The sequence below is a fragment of the Prosthecodimorpha staleyi genome (assembly GCF_018729455.1).
In the GTDB taxonomy this organism is placed as follows: Bacteria; Pseudomonadota; Alphaproteobacteria; order Rhizobiales; family Ancalomicrobiaceae; genus Prosthecodimorpha; species Prosthecodimorpha staleyi.
On the sequence record NZ_JAHHZF010000009.1, the window covers coordinates 56,708 to 73,867 of the forward strand.

The 17,160-nt window shown below is 70.1% G+C and carries 12 protein-coding genes; 4 read left to right on the forward strand and 8 right to left on the reverse strand.

Going from position 1 to position 17,160, the window contains the following annotated elements; translation table 11 throughout:
• The first annotated feature begins 95 nt into the window (after positions 1-95).
• Entirely contained in the window at positions 96-506 is a 411-nt protein-coding gene (locus KL771_RS18175) for a hypothetical protein (protein ID WP_261969939.1), read from the forward strand.
• Positions 507-510: 4 nt separating this feature from the next.
• On the opposite strand, the gene KL771_RS18180 is transcribed toward KL771_RS18175, so the two are convergent.
• The 5 genes from KL771_RS18180 to KL771_RS18200 all read right to left on the reverse strand — a co-directional run bounded on the left by KL771_RS18180 (position 511) and on the right by KL771_RS18200 (position 8,275).
• Positions 511-2,328: an aminopeptidase P family protein gene (locus KL771_RS18180; protein WP_261969940.1), complete on the reverse strand. Its 1,818-nt coding sequence runs from the start codon at positions 2,326-2,328 to the stop codon at positions 511-513.
• Positions 2,329-2,460: 132 nt separating this feature from the next.
• Positions 2,461-3,348 carry a 50S ribosomal protein L11 methyltransferase gene (locus KL771_RS18185; protein WP_261969941.1) on the reverse strand — a complete coding sequence of 296 codons (888 nt, stop codon included), beginning with the start codon at positions 3,346-3,348 and terminating at the stop codon, positions 2,461-2,463.
• Between the two features lie 93 nt (positions 3,349-3,441).
• Positions 3,442-4,362 (reverse strand): 50S ribosomal protein L11 methyltransferase, encoded by a 921-nt coding sequence (locus KL771_RS18190; RefSeq protein ID WP_261969942.1) that lies wholly within the window; start codon positions 4,360-4,362, stop codon positions 3,442-3,444.
• Between the two features lie 28 nt (positions 4,363-4,390).
• Positions 4,391-7,159, reverse strand: coding sequence for an ATP-dependent helicase (locus KL771_RS18195; RefSeq protein WP_390867136.1), 2,769 nt, complete (start codon positions 7,157-7,159; stop codon positions 4,391-4,393).
• Between the two features lie 141 nt (positions 7,160-7,300).
• A complete protein-coding gene (locus KL771_RS18200; protein ID WP_261969943.1) occupies positions 7,301-8,275 on the reverse strand; it encodes a DUF3616 domain-containing protein in 975 nt (324 codons plus the stop codon).
• A gap of 198 nt (positions 8,276-8,473) precedes the next feature.
• On the opposite strand from KL771_RS18200, the gene KL771_RS18205 reads away from it, so the two are divergent.
• Positions 8,474-9,679 (forward strand): MFS transporter, encoded by a 1,206-nt coding sequence (locus KL771_RS18205; protein ID WP_261969944.1) that lies wholly within the window; start codon positions 8,474-8,476, stop codon positions 9,677-9,679.
• Positions 9,680-9,684: 5 nt separating this feature from the next.
• On the opposite strand, the gene KL771_RS18210 is transcribed toward KL771_RS18205, so the two are convergent.
• From KL771_RS18210 to KL771_RS18220, 3 genes are all read right to left on the reverse strand, one after another.
• Complete coding sequence (locus KL771_RS18210; RefSeq protein WP_261969945.1) at positions 9,685-10,131, reverse strand: hypothetical protein; 447 nt, start codon at positions 10,129-10,131, stop codon at positions 9,685-9,687.
• 205 nt (positions 10,132-10,336) lie between these two features.
• Complete coding sequence (locus KL771_RS18215; RefSeq protein WP_261969946.1) at positions 10,337-10,849, reverse strand: hypothetical protein; 513 nt, start codon at positions 10,847-10,849, stop codon at positions 10,337-10,339.
• 107 nt (positions 10,850-10,956) lie between these two features.
• Complete coding sequence (locus KL771_RS18220) at positions 10,957-11,451, reverse strand: thioesterase family protein (RefSeq protein ID WP_261969947.1); 495 nt, start codon at positions 11,449-11,451, stop codon at positions 10,957-10,959.
• A gap of 317 nt (positions 11,452-11,768) precedes the next feature.
• Between KL771_RS18220 and KL771_RS18225 the strand changes: the two genes are divergently transcribed.
• The gene (locus KL771_RS18225; RefSeq protein WP_390867140.1) at positions 11,769-13,184 is read left to right on the forward strand and encodes an FAD-binding oxidoreductase; all 1,416 of its coding nucleotides are present in this window, start codon (positions 11,769-11,771) and stop codon (positions 13,182-13,184) included.
• A 316-nt stretch (positions 13,185-13,500) separates the two neighbouring features.
• The coding region (locus KL771_RS18230; RefSeq protein WP_261969948.1) for an AsmA family protein at positions 13,501-17,160 on the forward strand (3,660 nt) is incomplete at its 3' end.

Genomic DNA, 17,160 nt, shown 5'->3' on the forward strand with positions numbered 1-17,160 from the left:
GGCGCGACATTAACTTCGGGAGACGCCGGAACCGGGCTGGGGAGCGCCGGGTCGGCGACCGGAGGAAAATCGTGGCGACCGCAGCCGATTCCGCAATGCCCGAGCCCGTCGCGCCGCTCTCGCCCGCCCGGCGGGCGATCTCCGGACTTCCGGAGCCGGTCGCGCCGTTGTCGCCTGCCCAGCGGGCGGCCCTGGCGGCAGCCGCAGCGACGCCGCTGCATGCCTATCGGCGCGGCTATGCGGCCGGCCGTACCGGCCCCTTCTTCCGGCATGCAACCATTGCGGCGCTGACGGCGCGGGGGCTCCTGATGCTGAGCCCCGCCGGCGCGGTCTGCCGGGTGACGGCGGCCGGGTTCGCGCGTCTGCGCGATATCCGGACGCGCGCGCACCGGTTCGCCTGCGTCTGGCCGGAAGGCGACGAGGCCGCGGCCGGCAATGCCGTCGATGCCGCCGCCACCGGCCGCCAAGGCAAGGGCGGCCTGGCAGCCGACGGGGCGGCTCCCTGACCGATCAGGCGAGCGGCGCCGTGGCGGCGTCGAGCCAGGCGCCGGTCTCGGCATCGACCCGCGGGCCGACGGTGGCGCGGACCCGCGCGTGATAGGCGTCGATCCAGGCGCGCTCGGCGGCCGTCAGCAGGTCGGTGTCGATCAGGCGGCGGTCGTAAGGGACGAGCGTCAGCGTCTCGAAGCCGAGCATCGCCCGCTCGCCGCCCGGGATCGCCTCTGGCTCAGTGACCAGGACCAGGTTTTCGATCCGGATGCCATAGGCGCCGGTCTTGTAGTAGCCGGGCTCGTTGGAGACGATCATGCCCGGCTCCAGCGCGACCATGCCGGTCTTGGCGATCCGGTGCGGTCCCTCGTGCACCGACAGGAAGCTGCCGACGCCGTGGCCGGTGCCGTGGTCGTAGTCGAGGCCGGCCTGCCACAGCGCGATCCGGGCGAGCGTGTCGAGCTGCGCGCCCGTGGTGCCTTTCGGGAAGCGCGCCATCGAGATGGCGAGATGGCCCTTCAGCACCAGGGTGGCGCGCTGCCGGGCTTCCGGATCGGGCGCGCCGACGGCCAGCGTGCGGGTGATGTCGGTGGTGCCGTCGCGATACTGGGCGCCGGAATCGAGCAGGAAGACCGAGTTCGGTTCGATCGGCCGGTTGGTGGCGCGGGTCACGCGGTAGTGGACGATGGCGCCGTTCGGGCCGGCGCCCGAGATGGTGTCGAAGGAGATGTCGAGGAGCGCGCCGGTCTTGGCCCGGAAGGCTTCCAGCATCTCGACGGCGCCGATCTCGTCGAGCCCGCCCTTCGGCGCCTCGCGGTCGAACCAGGCCAGATAGGCGACATAGGCGGCCGCATCGCGCAGATGCGCGGCGCGCGCGCCGGCGATCTCGGCCGCATTCTTGAGGGCCCGCGGCTTCAGGACCGGATCCTCGCCCTCGACCAGACTGCCGCCGGCCGCCGTGATCGCCCCGGCGACGGCCTCCGACGTCCAGGCCGGATCGACCAGCACCGCCGCCTTGGCGGCGCCGAGGGCGCCGAGGGCGGCCGGAAAGGCGCCGGGCTCGGCGACATCGGCGATGTCCTCGAGCGCGGCGCGGACCTCGTTGCCGAGCTTGCGGCCGTCGATGAACAGTTCCGGGCGGCCCTCGCGATGCAGCACCGCATAGGAGATCGGCAGCGGGGTGTGCGACACGTCCGAGCCGCGGATATTGAACGCCCAGGCGATCGAATCCGGCTGCGACAGGATCGCGGCATCGGCCTTGCGGTCGGCCAGGATGGCGGCGAGCCGCTGAAGCTTGGCGGCGGCCGTCTCGCCGGCGAACTCCGGCGGGTGCAGCGCCACGGCGCCGAGCGGCGGCGCCGGACGGTCGACCCAGACGGCATCGAGCGGATTGCCGTCGACCGCGACGATCTCGGCGCCGGCCTTCTCGGCCGCCTTCTTCAGCCGCCGCATGCCGCCGATGGTGTGCAGCCAGGGATCCAGCCCGAGCCGCGCGCCGGGGGCGAGGTTCTTCTCCAGCCAGTCGGCGACCGGGGTCTCGACGATGTCGACCAGATCGAATACCGCCATGTCGACCTGCACCTGAGCCTGCAGGGTATAGCGGCCGTCGACCAGGATGGCGGCGCGGTCGCGCAGAACGATCGCGGCGCCGGCCGAGCCGGTGAAGCCGGTCAACCAGCGCAGGCGGTCGGCCGAGGCCGGGACATATTCGTTCTGGTGCTCGTCGGCGCGCGGGATGACGAAGCCGTCGAGGCCGCGCCGGTCGAGTTCGGCCCTGAGCGCGGCGACCCGGACGGGGCCGACGGTCGGATCGGTGATGTCTTCGAAGCTCTGGAACATCGGCAGGCGGCCTCGGATCGGGGGGCTAGAACGGCCCGCGTCCGAAAGGACGCGGACAAGGCGCTCTATATTATTGACTCTAGAGCATCCTGCGATCGGGTGGTTCCACCCGAACGCAGGATGCTCAAGGGGTCAGGCGCGGCTGTTGCGCAGGATCAGCGCCATCCAGTCGTCGCGCTCGATGGCGTCGTCGAGATGGAGGCCCTGCATGCGCCAGGCGGCGAGGACCTTGGGGGCGTCGCTGGTGCGCAGACCCGACAGGACGACGGCCGCGCGCGGGGCGAGCGTGCGCGCCACCGGCGCGGCGAGGCGCATCAGCGGGCGCGCCAGGATATTGGCGACGACCAGATCGTAGGGCGCCTGCTCCATTAGCCGGCGCGCGCGCATGCCGTCGGCGACCAGGCACTCGACCAGCCCGCCGACGCCGTTCAGGCGCACGTTGCCGCGCGCGATCGCGACCGCGACCGGGTCGATGTCGGTCGCCAGCACCTTGACGCGCAGCACCCGCGCGATGGCGATGGCGAGCAATCCCGTGCCGGTACCGAGATCGAGCGGCCGGGCGAAGCGCTCCTTCTTGAAGAGGAGGTCGAGCGCGGCGAGACAGGCCCAGGTGGTGGCATGATGGCCGGTGCCGAAGGCAAGTTCGGCGTCGATCTCGATCGACTGGCCGGTCGGCGGCCGCCGGACGCGGTCGTGGCTGCCATGGACGAAGAAGCGGCCGGCCTGGACCGGATGGCGGATCTCCTCGCTGAGCGCGACCCAGTTGGTCGCCTCGTCGAGCACGCTCGCCTGCGGCTCCAGCCCGAAGGCATCGGCGCCGAGCACGTCGATCACCCGTTCGATCGCCTCGCCGGGCTCGCTGTCGAGCACCAGGGCGAACACCGTCCAGACATTGCTGTAGGCCGGGGTTTCCTCGAGCGTGACCGGGAAGCCTTCGAGTTCGAAGGCATCCTCCAGCAGGTCGGCGATCCGGCGGGCTTCCTCGAAGCCGGCGGTGAGACGGACCTGGACGGTGGGCATGGCGGCTCCGCGGCGAGGAGGATGAGGAGGGGCAGGATCGGTCAGGGCCGCTGTTCTGGCACGGCGGCAGGCGGCCGGTCCAGTGCCGGAGCGTCAGCGGTGGAATGCATGGCGGCGGGCGGGCTTCTCGAAGGTCAGCGAAGCCCATTCCTTGGCGGCCAGCCGGCGCACCAGCACGAGGCCGCGCGCCCGGTAGGCGGCGACGAGGCGGGCTTGCTCGCCGATCCTCAAGCCGGCCACCACCAGCCGCGCGCCCGGCGCCATCAGGCGCACGACCGGGCCGGCGAGGCGGCAGAGCGGATCGGGCAGGATGTTGGCGAGCACCAGGTCGAAAGGCGCTGCGCGGGCGAAGCGGATGTCGTCGAGCCCGTCGGCGAGGAGGGCGCGGAAGCGGCGCGAGACGGCGTTGCCGGCCCGGTTGGCCTCCGCCATGCGCACCGCGACCGGCTCGATGTCGGAGCCGAGCACGGCGGCGTCGCCGATCGCGCGGGCCAGCGCCAGGCCGAGAATGCCGGTACCGGTGCCGAGATCGAGCACGTTCACCGGCCGCGCGCGGCGCAGTTCGAGGTCCAGCGCCATCAGGCTCAGCTGGGTCGAGGCATGGTCGCCGGTGCCGAAGGCGGTCGAGGCCTGAATGACCAGATCGGTGCGGCCGAGCCGGGCCGGGTCGGCCGGGCGGTTGTGGTCGCCGAAGACCCGGAACCGGCCGGCGGCGACCGGCGGCAGGCTGTCGAGGCCGATCGCCTGCCAGTCGGCATCGTCATAGGCGCGCAGGGAGAGCCCGGACAGGCGGTCGGCCGCATCCGGGTCGTCGAGATGCAGGGTCAGCCGCTCGGTCAGCTCAGTGAGATCCGGGCGGAGCGAGAACCACGCCTCGGCCCGCCAGCCGCTGCCGCCGCCCAGATCGAAAGCGCCGGCGGCATCGGCCGCGATATGCTCGTCGCCGGCGATCAGGTCGGCGAGCGCACAGACGAAACCCTCGGGACCGTCGAGGGACAGAAGCCAGGTGGTCACAGGCGCCCCGTCATGGCAGGACCGGCCGTCACGGGCGGGTCACGAAACTGTCGAGCACCCGCTTGCGGCCGGCGCGATCGAAATCGATGGTCAGCTTGTTGCCCTCCACCTCGGTGACGGTGCCGTTGCCGAACTTCTGGTGGAAGACCCGCTCGCCGACCTTGAAGTCCGACGTCTCGGTGCCGACCGACTTGGCGATCAGCGTGCCTTCGATCAAGGCCGAAGCCTTGCGCGGATGCACGGTATTGCCCCAGCGGTCGCGCATCTCGCCGCGCCCGCCCGCGCCGCCGAAATTCGAGCGCCCTTCGGCAAAACCGCCGCTGCCCGTGTCGGGCTGCGCCCAGCTGCCGGACTTGCGGTCGTCGCCGCCTCGCGTGCGATCCTCGCCGCCTTTCAGGCGCTGCGCGCGCTGCCAGCCGGGCGAGGAATAGCTCGACCCGAACGGGTCCATCGCGTCGAAGCGGCTGCGGTCGTAGCCGCCATAATTGGACGACGGCTCGCGCACCTCGACATGGGCTTCCGGCAATTCGTCCAGGAAGCGGCTCGGGATCGAGGCCTGCCAGGAGCCGTGGATGCGCCGGTTGGAGGCGAACCAGATCTTGGCCCGCTTGCGCGCCCGGGTGATGCCGACATAGGCGAGGCGCCGCTCCTCCTCGAGCCCGGCCGCGCCGTTCTCGTCGAGCGAGCGCTGGTGCGGGAACAGGCCCTCCTCCCAGCCGGGCAGGAACACCGTGTCGAATTCGAGCCCCTTGGCCGAATGCAAGGTCATGATGCTGACCTTGTCGGCGGTCGGATCGTTCTCGGTATCCATCACCAGGGAGACATGCTCGAGGAAGGAGGGCAGGGTCGGATAGTCCTCCATCGAGCGCAGCAGTTCCTTCAGGTTCTCCAGTCGCCCGGGCGCTTCGGCCGACTTGTCCTGCTGCCACATCTCGGTATAGCCGGCCTCGTCCAGGATGATTCCGGCCAGCTGGCCGTGCGGCAGCCTGTCGAGATCGCCGCGCCAGCGCGCGAAGGACGCGGCCAGCCCGGCCAGCGCGCTGCGCGGCTTCGGCTTCAGCTCCTCGGTCTCGACGATCTCGGCGGTCGCCTGCAGGAGCGGCACGCCCTTGGCGCGCGCATAGGCATGGACCTGCTGGATGGTCGCGTCGCCGAGCCCGCGCTTCGGCACGTTGACGATGCGCTCGAAGGCGAGGTCGTCGGCCGGCTGGCAGGTGACCCGGAAATAGGCCAGCGCGTCGCGGATTTCCTGGCGCTCGTAGAAGCGCGGGCCGCCGATGACCCGGTAGGGCAGGCCGATATTGAGGAAGCGCTCTTCCAGTTCGCGCATCTGGAACGAGGCGCGCACCAGAACGGCGATCTGCGACAGGGCGTGGCCGTCGCGCTGCAGCCGCTCGATCTCCTCGCCGATGGCGCGGGCCTCCTCCTGGCTGTCCCAGACCGAGGCGACCACGACCTTCTCGGCCGTCTTGTCCTCGGCGTCGGTGAACAGCGTCTTGCCGAGCCGGCCTTCGTTGTGGGCGATCAGATGCGAGGCGGCGGCCAGGATGTGGCCGGTCGACCGGTAGTTTCGCTCAAGCCGGATGACCTTCGCACCCGGGAAATCGTGCTCGAAGCGCAGGATGTTGTCGACCTCGGCGCCGCGCCAGCCATAGATCGACTGGTCGTCGTCGCCGACGCAGCAGACATTCTTCGAGCCGGTCGCGATCAGGCGCAGCCACATATACTGCGAGACGTTGGTATCCTGGTACTCGTCGACCAGGATGTAGCGGAAGCGGCGCTGGTAGTCGGCGAGCACGTCCGGATGCGCGCGCCAGATGGTGATGACATGCAGCAGCAGGTCGCCGAAGTCGCAGGCGTTCAGCGCCTTCAGGCGGTCCTGATAGGCACGGTAAAGTTCGCCGCCCTTGCCGTTGCCGAAGGCGCGCGCCTCCAAGGGCGGGATGCGGTCCGGTGTCAGGCCCTTGTTCTTCCAGCCGTCGATGAAGGCGGACAGCTGGCGCGCCGGCCAGCGCTTCTCGTCGATCCCGGCCGCCTGGATGATCTGCTTCATCAGGCGCAGCTGGTCGTCCATGTCGAGGATGGTGAAATCGGACCGGAGCCCGACCAGTTCGGCATGGCGGCGCAGCACCTTGGTGCCGATCGAATGGAAGGTGCCGAGCCACGGCATGCCCTCGACCGCCTCGCCGACCAGGGACGAGATGCGGTGCTTCATCTCGCGCGCGGCCTTGTTGGTGAAGGTCACGGCCAGGATCTGGCCGGCGCGCGCACGGCCCGTGGCCAGGATATGGGCGATGCGGGTGGTCAGGACGCGGGTCTTGCCGGTGCCGGCGCCGGCCAGCACGAGGAGCGGACCCTCGGTGGTCAGGATGGCGTCGCGCTGTTCGGGATTGAGATTGTCCAGATAGGCGGATTCGGCAGGCGGCGGGCGCAGGCCGGCGGCGCGCGCCGCGATGCCGCCCGGACGCGCCATCGGCGGCGGCGCGGGCGCACGCGAGCGGGTGAGGCCGGCCGGAACGGGGTGGTCCGGATCGAACGGAAAGCCGTCGCCGGCGCCCGGATGACCCGTGGCGTCGTCGGCGAAGCGGTCATGCGGATAGGCATCGTCCCCGGACGCCGGCTCGTCGCCAAACGGGATCCGATCGAACGCGACCGGATCGTACCCGTCCATCTCGGGACCGGGCGTCTCGGGCTCGTTCGGCAGATCGCCCGGGAAGGGGGCTTCCGCAAAGGGATCGTCCAGGATGTCGTCCGGCGCCGCCGCGGGGCGGCGCGACGGCGGCTTGCCTGCGCTCATGATGTTTCCGACTCGTTCTCCTGATCCCCTATATAGGCCATGCCGACGCGGCCGGGCAGGGCGGTCCGGCGGGATCTGTCACGGTCGTGCCGGTCGGCCGGCACGATCGGAATTTCTCGCGTCACGGCACTCCTTGGCGGATCAGTTCAGCGTGACGGTGATGCCGCGGAAGTGCTGTTGCGCGGCCGGCAGGGACTTGCATTCGGCGCCGCCGATCTTCACCCCGCCGTCGTCGCTCAGGATCTGAAGCTCCGACGATCCGGCGACCGCAAACAGGGCCTCGGGCCGCAACGTGCCGAAATCGATGCCCGGCACGGCGATCGGATCGGCCGCGCCGCCGGACCAGCGGTAGAGCGCGAAGCTGCCGGCATCGGCGGTCGGGCCGGCGACGATCAGGTAGCCGTCGCCGATGCGCTCCAGGCTGCGGATGCCGCGCCCGCCGAGCGCGACCAGCGACACCGCCCCGATCGCCGGTGCGGCCCCTGCGACGATGTCGGCCGGATTGTCCAGCGTCACGACCAGCGCCTTGCCGTCGACCAGGGGATTGCGGAAGCCGACCAGCAGCCGGCCGTCCGGCGTGGCGGCGAGGCCCTCGATGTTCAGCCCGCCCGCGGCCTCCGGGGCACGCTCCGCTGCGGCCGCAAGCCCGTAGGGCGCGAGCGCCGGGGCGGCCAGGAGCGCCGGCAGGAGGCCGGTCGATGGCGTCCCGGCGGGTGCAAGCGAGGTGACGGCGCCGCCCGGCACGATGTCGGTAGCGAACAGCCGCTGCCGCTCGGCGCGCAGCTTGCCGCTCGAATTCCGACCATGCGACGCGATCCAGTAGATCCGGTCGCCGATGCGAGCGGCGCCCTCGAGGTCGGATTCCCGCGTGCCGGTCCTGAGGAAGCCGGCGAGCGGCACGGTGCCGCTCGGCGCGCCGCCCGCCAGGGCATAGATCCTGAGCGTGTTGTCTTCGTCGCTGGCCACGACGAAATGCCCGGCATCGATCGGCACGGCGGCGGACGCGTCGCACATGCCGTTGAAGAGGCGGCTTTCCGGCTCGGCTGCCGCCGGGGCCGCCGCCGCCAGCCACGCCCCCAGGAAACAAAAGCCGATCCGTGTTCGGAAGTCTGACATCGTGCGGCTCCGGTCCGATCGCGTGCCCACCCTATCACGAGCGGTGTGCAACCTGTCGCAGATGTCGGATGCCGGCCAGGGCGAGGCGCCGGAGACGAACCCCGGCCACGGGGCCAAGCCGCAGTTGCGCATTGCCGACGGGGCTCGCCTGCCGCTTCGGCGCTTCTCGGTGCGGGATTCCTGCCCTATTGGTGGGCAATGACCACACCGCCCGCCGCGCCGCTCACCCATCGCCCGATCGTCTTCCTGACCGCGCTCGCCGCGGTGAACTGGTTCGGCTTCGCCGCCTGGAACGCGCTCCTGAACAATTTCGCCAAGGAGCAGGCCGGCTTCGACGGCCTCGCCATGGGGCTCTTGCAGTCGATCCGCGAGGTACCGGGGCTGCTGGCGGTGTCGGCGCTCTTGTTCCTGCTGATCATGCGCGAACAGACCCTGGCCTATGTCAGCCTGGTCCTGCTCGGAATCGGCGTGGCGGCGACCGGCTATTTCCCGAGCATTCACGGGCTCTGGGTGACGACGCTGATCATGTCGGTCGGCTTCCACTACTACGAGACCATGGCGCAGTCGCTGACGCTGCAGCTCTTCTCCAAGCAGGAGGCGCCCAAGGTACTCGGGCGGCTGTCGGCGGTGACGGCGGCCTCGCAATTCGTCGCCTTCGGCGGCATCGCGCTGATCTGGTGGGCGATCCGGCCGAGCTATCAGTCCGTGTTCCTGATCACCGGCGGGTTGTGCATCGTCGGCGCGCTCGTGGCCATCGCGATCTTCCCGCGCTTCGAGGGGCCGGTGCCGCAGCGCAAGTCGATGGTCCTGCGCCAGCGCTACTGGCTCTATTACGCGCTGACCTTCATGACCGGGTCGCGCCGGCAGATCTTCACGGCCTTCGGCGCCTTCCTGCTGGTCGAGAAGTTCGGCTTCGGCGTCGCCGAGATTTCGATCCTGATGCTCGCAACCTATTCGATCAACACGGTGGTCGGCCCGCGGCTCGGCCACCTGATCAACCGGATCGGCGAACGCCGGACGATCATGATCGAGAACATCTCGCTGATCCTGGTCTTCGCCGGCTACGCGCTGTCCGACCAGTCCTGGATCGCGGCCGTCTGCTACGTCGCCGACGGCGTCTTCTTCACCTTCACCATCGCCCAGCGCACCTATTTCCAGAAGATCGCCGACCCGGCCGACATCGCCCCGACCGCCGGCGTCGCCTTCACGATCAGCCATATCGCGGCGGTGTTCATCCCGGTCCTGTTCGGCATGATCTGGCTGAAGAACCCGTCCCTGGTCTTCCTGATCGGCGCCGCGCTGGCCACCGTCTCGCTGACCTTCGCCTTCCTGGTCCCGCGCAACCCGGAACCCGGCCACGAAACCGTCCTGTCGCCCGCGCGGCGGCCGGTGGTGGCGGAGTAGGGGGCTCAGGCGGACAGGGAGCGGGCGGCAGGTCCACGATCATCGGCTGCGCCGATCACGTGGTCCACCCATTCGCTCGGCATCCGCCCCTCGAAGGCCGGACGCTGGGCTTCGACGAGCGCGAGGAAGTCGTGGCCGCTGAGCCCTGCCTCGAAACTCAAGGCCGCCAGACGGGACACGCCCTTGAGGCGCATTCCTTTCGCTTCGGAAACAAGGTCGGAGGCCGTCAAGGCGTCCGAAATGTCTCGGCCCAGATCATAGGCGCGTTCGAGCACGTCCCCGTCCACTTCTGGCACGGATAGCGCCTTTTCGATCTCCTCGAAGAGCGCGACGACTTGGTGAGATTGGCGAAGGCGATCGACCAGCATTCTGGCTTCCGGTGGGGTCAGCGTGGGAATCGTGCCGCCTTCCGGCAACAGGGGGGCGATCATCGAAGCACGATCGGCAAACATGAAGCCTCCTCGACATGCGGATGTTACAGGTTTGAACCCACCGAACATCTCTTCCGGAGGGAAGTCGCGGCATCCCATGCGACCATTTCCTCAAGCGAACCGGCAATCCGACTTGCTTCGCAACGTCTGAGATCGGGTGCCGATCCGACCGTATGGAAAAACTTCCGTTGGCTTGAAGGCCTGATCCGCCGTGGCTCTGACGAGTTTAGCCTCGGTAGTGAATATAAACCTTCAGCGCAAATGACGCAAAAACCTCGGCGACGTTCTCAAGGTGGCGTAGCGTGCGACTGGGATATCGGCTGTATCTTCCAGACCGGTTGTTCAGCCACCAGCCCGGCTCGCCCATTTCTCCAGTCCATGTCAGCTCGCCTCCGATGCGGCCCGGTCCGAGGCCGACAAGCAGTGGATGGCCGATGGCAAACCACCCGGACGGAAGCGGGACGCGGCGCAGACGGGGAGCGAAGGCACCTGAAAGGTCCGTCATGCTCTCCATGGCGAGGCGAACGGTGCCGGTAGCGTCCACGAGCCAGAGCACGGACAATCGCGATCCCGCCGGTTCCAGGATTGCGCCATGGGTCGCGCTTTCGGAGATCGCCAGCAACGCCGCGGCCGCGCGGCCGTCCAGTGGCACCCAGGCCCTTTCCCCGATCCGCTCCTCTTCAACCCGAATATAGGCCGGTGTCTCGAGTGGCCCGAAGCGGTCGTCCAGTGAATCCATGGGTAGGCCGTATGCCGAGAAGAGAAGTCAACCGACATTCAGTAGCTCGCCCTTTGGTTGAATTGCAAGGTGCAGTCCGGACACACTTAGCCCCTTGAAGGCTTCCTTCACCCCTTCCTGACGATCCCGATCTTGCGGCCCGCGCGCTCGGGCCACGGCTTGCCGTCGTCCTGGGCTTTCATGGCGGTCAGGGTGGCCATCACGTCCTCTGGGAAGGGGGCGGTGCGCCGGGCGGCCATGTCGACATGCAGGTACATCTGCTCGCAGGTGGCGGAGAGCCAGCCTTCGGTGGCGTGGCGCAGTTCGGCGAAGACGTGCAGGCGCTTGGCGTCGAGATCCAGGAACCGCATCGTCACCGTGACCGGGTCGGCGAGGAAGACCTCGCGGACGTAGCAGACATGGATCTCGGCGGTCATGAAGGACAGGTTGCGGGTCGCGATGTAGTCCGGCCCGAGCCCGGCATGGCCGAGGATCTCGTCGGCGGCGCGGTCGAACAGCACGTTGTAGTAGGCCATGTTGAGATGGCCGTTATAGTCGATCCAGGCGGGCTCGATCGCCATCGTGCCGGTCACGAGCGGGATGGCGGCATGCGGTTCGGTCATCGTCTTCGGTCTCTCCGGGTGTGGGCTCTCGGGGATGCGGGCGCGGATCGGCGTCAGGCCGCAATCTTCGATCCCCGGCCCGCTCCTGTCCAGCCGGACGAAGGGGCCGGCCGCCGCCGTCAACCTCAGTCCCACACGGGAGCCTGACCGCCGCCGCATGGTCGACCGACTGCACAAGCCGAACCCGATCGTGTAGCGTCGCCGCCCGTCCGCGCCGGCAAGCGACTGCCGGCAGGGACCGCGCAGCGCGCGCAAAGGTTCAAAATCCATGATGCCGCCATCGGCGCCGCGTCATGACCGGGGAGGCTGGAAGTCCGATGACCGTGGCAGGTTTCATGTCGTCCCGTCCGGATCCGCAGGCGGTGGCGACCGCGATCGGCATCCTGACGCAGCGTTTCGGCGAGCGGCTTTCGACCTCGCAGGCGCTGCGCGAGCAGCACGCCCATACGACGACCTGGATCCCGGTCGAGGCGCCCGACGCGGTCGTCTTCGCCGAGAGCGAGGCGGATGTGGTCGAGACGGTCAGGGTCGCCGCCGAATATGGCGTCCCGATCATCCCGTTCGGCACCGGCACTTCGCTCGAAGGCCATGTCAACGCGCATTTCGGCGGCATCTCGATCGATACCTCGCGCATGAACCGGCTCCTCGCCGTGCATGCCGAGGATCTCGACTGCGTCGTCCAGCCGGGCATCACCCGCAAGCTCCTCAACGAGCAGCTGCGCGACACGGGCCTGTTCTTCCCGATCGATCCGGGCGCCGACGCCTCGCTCGGCGGCATGGCGGCGACGCGGGCCTCGGGCACCAATGCGGTGCGCTACGGCACGATGAAGGACAACGTGCTCGCCATGCGCGTCGTCACCGCCGACGGCTCGGTGGTCAAGACCGCGCAGCGCGCGCGCAAGTCCTCGGCCGGCTACGACCTGACCCGCCTCTTCGTCGGCTCGGAGGGCACGCTCGGGGTAATCACCGAGATCACGCTGAAGCTCGCCGGCATCCCCGAGGCGATCGCCGCCGGCTCCTGCACCTTCCCCAGCGTGAAGGCGGCCGCCGACGCGGTCATCGTGACCATCCAGTCCGGCATCCCGGTTGCCCGCATCGAACTGCTCGACGAGGTCCAGGTCCGCTCGGTCAATGCCTATTCGAAGCTGTCGCTGCCCGAGCAGCCGCTGCTGCTGCTCGAATTCCACGGCACCGACGCCTGGGTGGCGGAGCAATCCGAGCGCTTCGGCGAGATCGCGGCCGATCACGGCGGCGGTCCCTTCGCCTGGGTGACGAAGCCGGAGGACCGCACCCGTCTGTGGCAAGCCCGTCACGACGTCTATTGGGCGAGCCTCGGCCTCCGGCCCGGCGCGAAGGGGCTGTCGACCGATGTCTGCGTGCCGATCTCGCGGCTGGCCGACTGCATCGCCGAGACCAAGGCCGATATCGAGGCCTTCGGGTTGATTGCGCCGATCGTCGGCCATGTCGGCGACGGCAATTTCCACGTCCTGCCGCTGATCGACATGGACAGCCCGGCCGAGATCGCGACGGCGGAACGCTTCGTCGGCCGCATGGTCGAGCGCGCCATCGCGATGGACGGCACATGCACCGGCGAGCACGGCGTCGGCTCCGGCAAGATGAAGTATCTGGAGAAGGAGCACGGCGCGCCCGCGCTGATGGCGATGCGGGCCATCAAGGCCGCGCTCGACCCGAAGGGCATCATGAATCCGGGCAAGATCGTCGCAGCCGGATAGGCCGCGCGGCCGGGACGCCACGGCCGGCAGGATCGGGTGGTGCCGCCCACGTTGGGGAGACGTCATATCCGGCAATCGTTTGCGCGCCGATCCTGCGATCGCGTTCGAACTGCGGTCGTGGCTGGCGGCGGCGCAACCGTCGGGTCCGGACAGGACGGCCGGCGCCTTTGTCCATCGATGAGGCAGTCCGCCCCGTCATGGGCGGCTGACGGGCGCCGCATATCCTCCTAGATTGAACGCGATCGTCTTCGCGCGCGCCACACCCAGTTCGGGCGCGGCAGGATTCGGGGCGCGTGCGCGTGCGGGGAGGCAGTCGGTGAACTCGCTCTATATCGGCGTCGGGTTGACGATCATCGCGGCCTTGATGGCGGCGCTGATCGGGCCTTTCTTCATCGACTGGGGCCTGTTCCGGACCAGCTTCGAGGCCGAGGCGGAGCGCATCTTCGGCGCCAAGGTGACGGTGCTCGGATCGATCGACGCCCGGCTGCTGCCGAGCCCGTGGCTGTCGCTCGGCGACGTGGTGGTCGGCTCGGTCGACCGCCCGGCCGCCAAGATCGGCCGATTCGAGGCCCGGCTCGAATTGACGCCGCTGCTCAAGGGTGAATTCCATATCTCCGAACTGCGGCTCGACCGGCCGAGCCTCTCGGTCTCGCTGAAGCGCAACGGCACGCTGGTGCTGGCCGGCGACCCCGCGCCCGTCGCCGGCGCCCTACGCGATCTCGGCGATGCCAGCCTGGAGATGGCCGAGATCGTCGACGGCCGGATCGATTTCGCCGACGAGCGGGCGGGGCGCAGCTTCGCCCTGGAGCGGATCAACGGCATCGTCTCGGGAAGCGCGCTCGCCGGCCCGCTCAAGGCCGAGGGCGGCGCCGTCGCGATGGGCCAGAGCGTGGCGTTCCGCCTCGCCATGGGCCGGGTGACGGCCGAGCGCGCCGTGCCGGTGAAGCTCCAGGTAACCCCTGGCGGCGAACCGCTGGTCGTGACCGTGGACGCCGCATTGTCGCTGACCGGCGGACCGCCGCGCGCGACCGGCACGGCCGTGGTCCAGCGGCTCGATTCGGAAGCCAAGGCCGACCGGGGCGATCCCGGGCCGATGCCGTGGCGGCTGGAGAGCCGATTCGCGGTCGATCCGGCGCGCCTCGATCTCGATCCCCTGACGCTGGCCATCGGGCCGGACGACCGGGCCTACCAGCTGAACGGCCGCGGCCGGATCGATCTCGGGCTGACGCCGAATTTCGACCTCGCCCTGACCGCCAAGCAGATCGATCTCGACCGGGCCCTTGCCGGCCGGGTCGGCGAGGCGGTCGATCTGGATGGGGTCGCGCGCCGCGTTCTCGGTACGATCGCCGGGCTGCCGGTTCCGGACATGCCCGGGCGGTTGGCGCTCGACGTGCCCGGCCTGGTGGTCGGTGGCGGCGTCCTGCAGGACCTGCGGCTGATTGCCCGTCCGCGGCCGGGCGGCTACTCGCTCGAGGAACTGACCGCGCGCCTGCCGGGACGCAGTCAGGTGACCGCCTCCGGGCGGCTGTCGCTGACCGGGACGCCCGCTTTCGACGGCCGTCTCTACGTCGCCTCCGAGCAGCCGAACGCCTTCGCGGCCTGGCTACGGCGCGGCGGCGTGCAGGGCCGGCTCGATCCCGTCAGCGTCGACGCCATCCTCAAGATCGATGCCGACAGCTTCCGGGCCGACCAGATGCTGGCGCGCATCGGCGCCGCGCAGGTGCGCGGCCATGTCCAGGTCTCCGGCATCGGCAGCGCGCCGCGCGTCGAGACCGGGATCACCGCCGACCGGCTCGATCTTGATCAGGTCCGCGCGCTGGCGGGTCTATTCGCCAGTCCCGCCGGTCTGGCGCCGGCCGCAACCCGGATCGATCTCGATGCCGGCCAACTCGTGCTCGGCGGTGTCACGGCCCGCGGCGTCTCGGCCCGGCTCGCGGTCGACGGCGACAGCGTCGAGGTCAGCCGCCTGTCGGTCCAGGATGCCGCCGGTGCGGCGTTGGACATGACCGGGCGGATCGATCGTTTTGCGGCCCGTCCCGACGGCAATCTGCAGGCGACCGTCAAGGCGGCGACGCTGGACGGCCTGGTGCGCATGCTGCGCTCGCTCTTCCCGGATACGCCGGCGCTCGATCGCTTCGCTGCGGCCGCGCCGCATCTGGCCCCGCTCGATGCGCGGCTGAGCCTGACCGGCCAGGCCAGTGGCGAGCGGGGCGACCTGCAGCTCGACATATCCGGCACGGCCGGACCGAGCCGGCTCGCGGTGGCCGGCAAGCTTGCCGGCAGCCCTGCGGAATGGCGTGCCGGCCGCATCGACCTCAACGCGCGGCTCGACGGACCGGATGGCGGGCGACTGATGCGACAACTCGGGATTCCCGCCCTGTCGCTGAAAGGCGCCGCCGGGCAGGCCGCCGTAACGCTTGCCGGCGTGCCGGCGACGGGGCTCGACGGTACCGCCGAACTGGAGGCGCTCGGCAGCCGGCTCGCGCTGTCCGGGCGCGTGATCGCCGGCGACGACGGACGTCTCGGCGTCGACGGGCGCGGGCGGCTGGTCTCGGCCGATCTCGGGCCGGTTCTGACCGCTCTCGGCCAGCCTGCCGTCACGCCGCTCGGCCGCCTGCCGGTCGATCTCGGTGCCGGTCTTTCCGGAACCTGGCCGAAGCTCACGCTGAAGGCGATCGACGGCCGGCTCGGGGCCGGGCCGCTGCGCGGCGAGGCGACAGCGGATCTCGGGGCCATGCCGGTCAAACTCGACGGCCGCCTGGAACTCGGCACGATCGGGCTGACCGATCTGATCGATCTCGGCCTCGGCGCCGGCAGCCTGGAGGCGCTGCCGGAAGCCGGGCAGGCCTGGCCGGGACAGGCGCTGCCGGGGCCGTCGGTAACCGGGCTGGCGGCGGATCTGAGGATCAGCGCTGAGGCGCTGGCGATGGCCGACAAGAGGGTGGTCGAGCGCCCGGAATTCCGGTTGCGGCTCAGACCCGGCGAGGTCGCCGTGGAGTCGTTTTCGGGCGGGCTCGCCGGCGGCAAGGCCGGTGGACAGGTGCGCATGCGCGGAAATGCCGGCGGCGGCGTGGCCGTTTCGGGCGACATCAAGATCGAAGGCGCCGCCTTCGGGGACCTGGTCTGGCGGCGGGACGGCCGCGCCGTCGCCTCGGGCCAGATGGACCTGACGGCGACCTTCGAGACGGCCGGCCGCTCGGTGGCGTCGCTGGTCTCCGGCACGGTGGGCGGCGGTGCCTTCGGATTGCGCAACGGAACCTTGCGATCGGTCAATCCGGCGGCCTTCGATGCGGTCGTCGCGGCAGCGGATAGCGGATTGGAATTGAAGGAGGATCGCATCCGCAGCCTGTTCCAGAGCCGGCTCGACGCGGGCGAACTGCCATTCGAGCGGGTCGATGCCGCCTTCTCGATCGGAGGCGGGATCGTGCGGCTGCGCGATGTGGCGGTGGCGAGCGGACCGGTGCGCACCAGCGGCACGGCCTCGCTCGATCTCGGCCGTTGGGCGCTCGAAGCCGACTGGACCATCAAGGCCGATGCCGGACGCAATGCCGTGACGGGCGCCGATCCGCAGGTCGGCGTTCTGTTCCGCGGTCCCCTCAATGCACCGGTGCGCAGCCTCGACGTCGCTCCGCTCAATGCCTTCCTGACCCTCAGGGCCTTCGAGCGCGAGGTCAGCCGCGTCGAAGTCTTGCAGCAGGACATCATGGAGCGCGAGCGCTTCGCCCGCGAGGCGAAACGGCTGCGCGAAGAGAAGCTGCGCATCGAACGCGAGGCGCGCGAAGCGGAGCAGCGCCGGGCCGACGAAGAGCGGCGCCGCCTCGACGAGGAGCGTCGGGCGCGCGAGGCTGCCGAAGCGGCCCGACGCCTGGAGGAGAAGCGCAAGGCCGATGCCGCGGCCGCGGCGGGGGGCGCCGCCGAAGCGGGCCGCCCGGGCGAGGGGGCCCGCCCGCGCCCCGTCACGCCCCCTGGGTGCGGG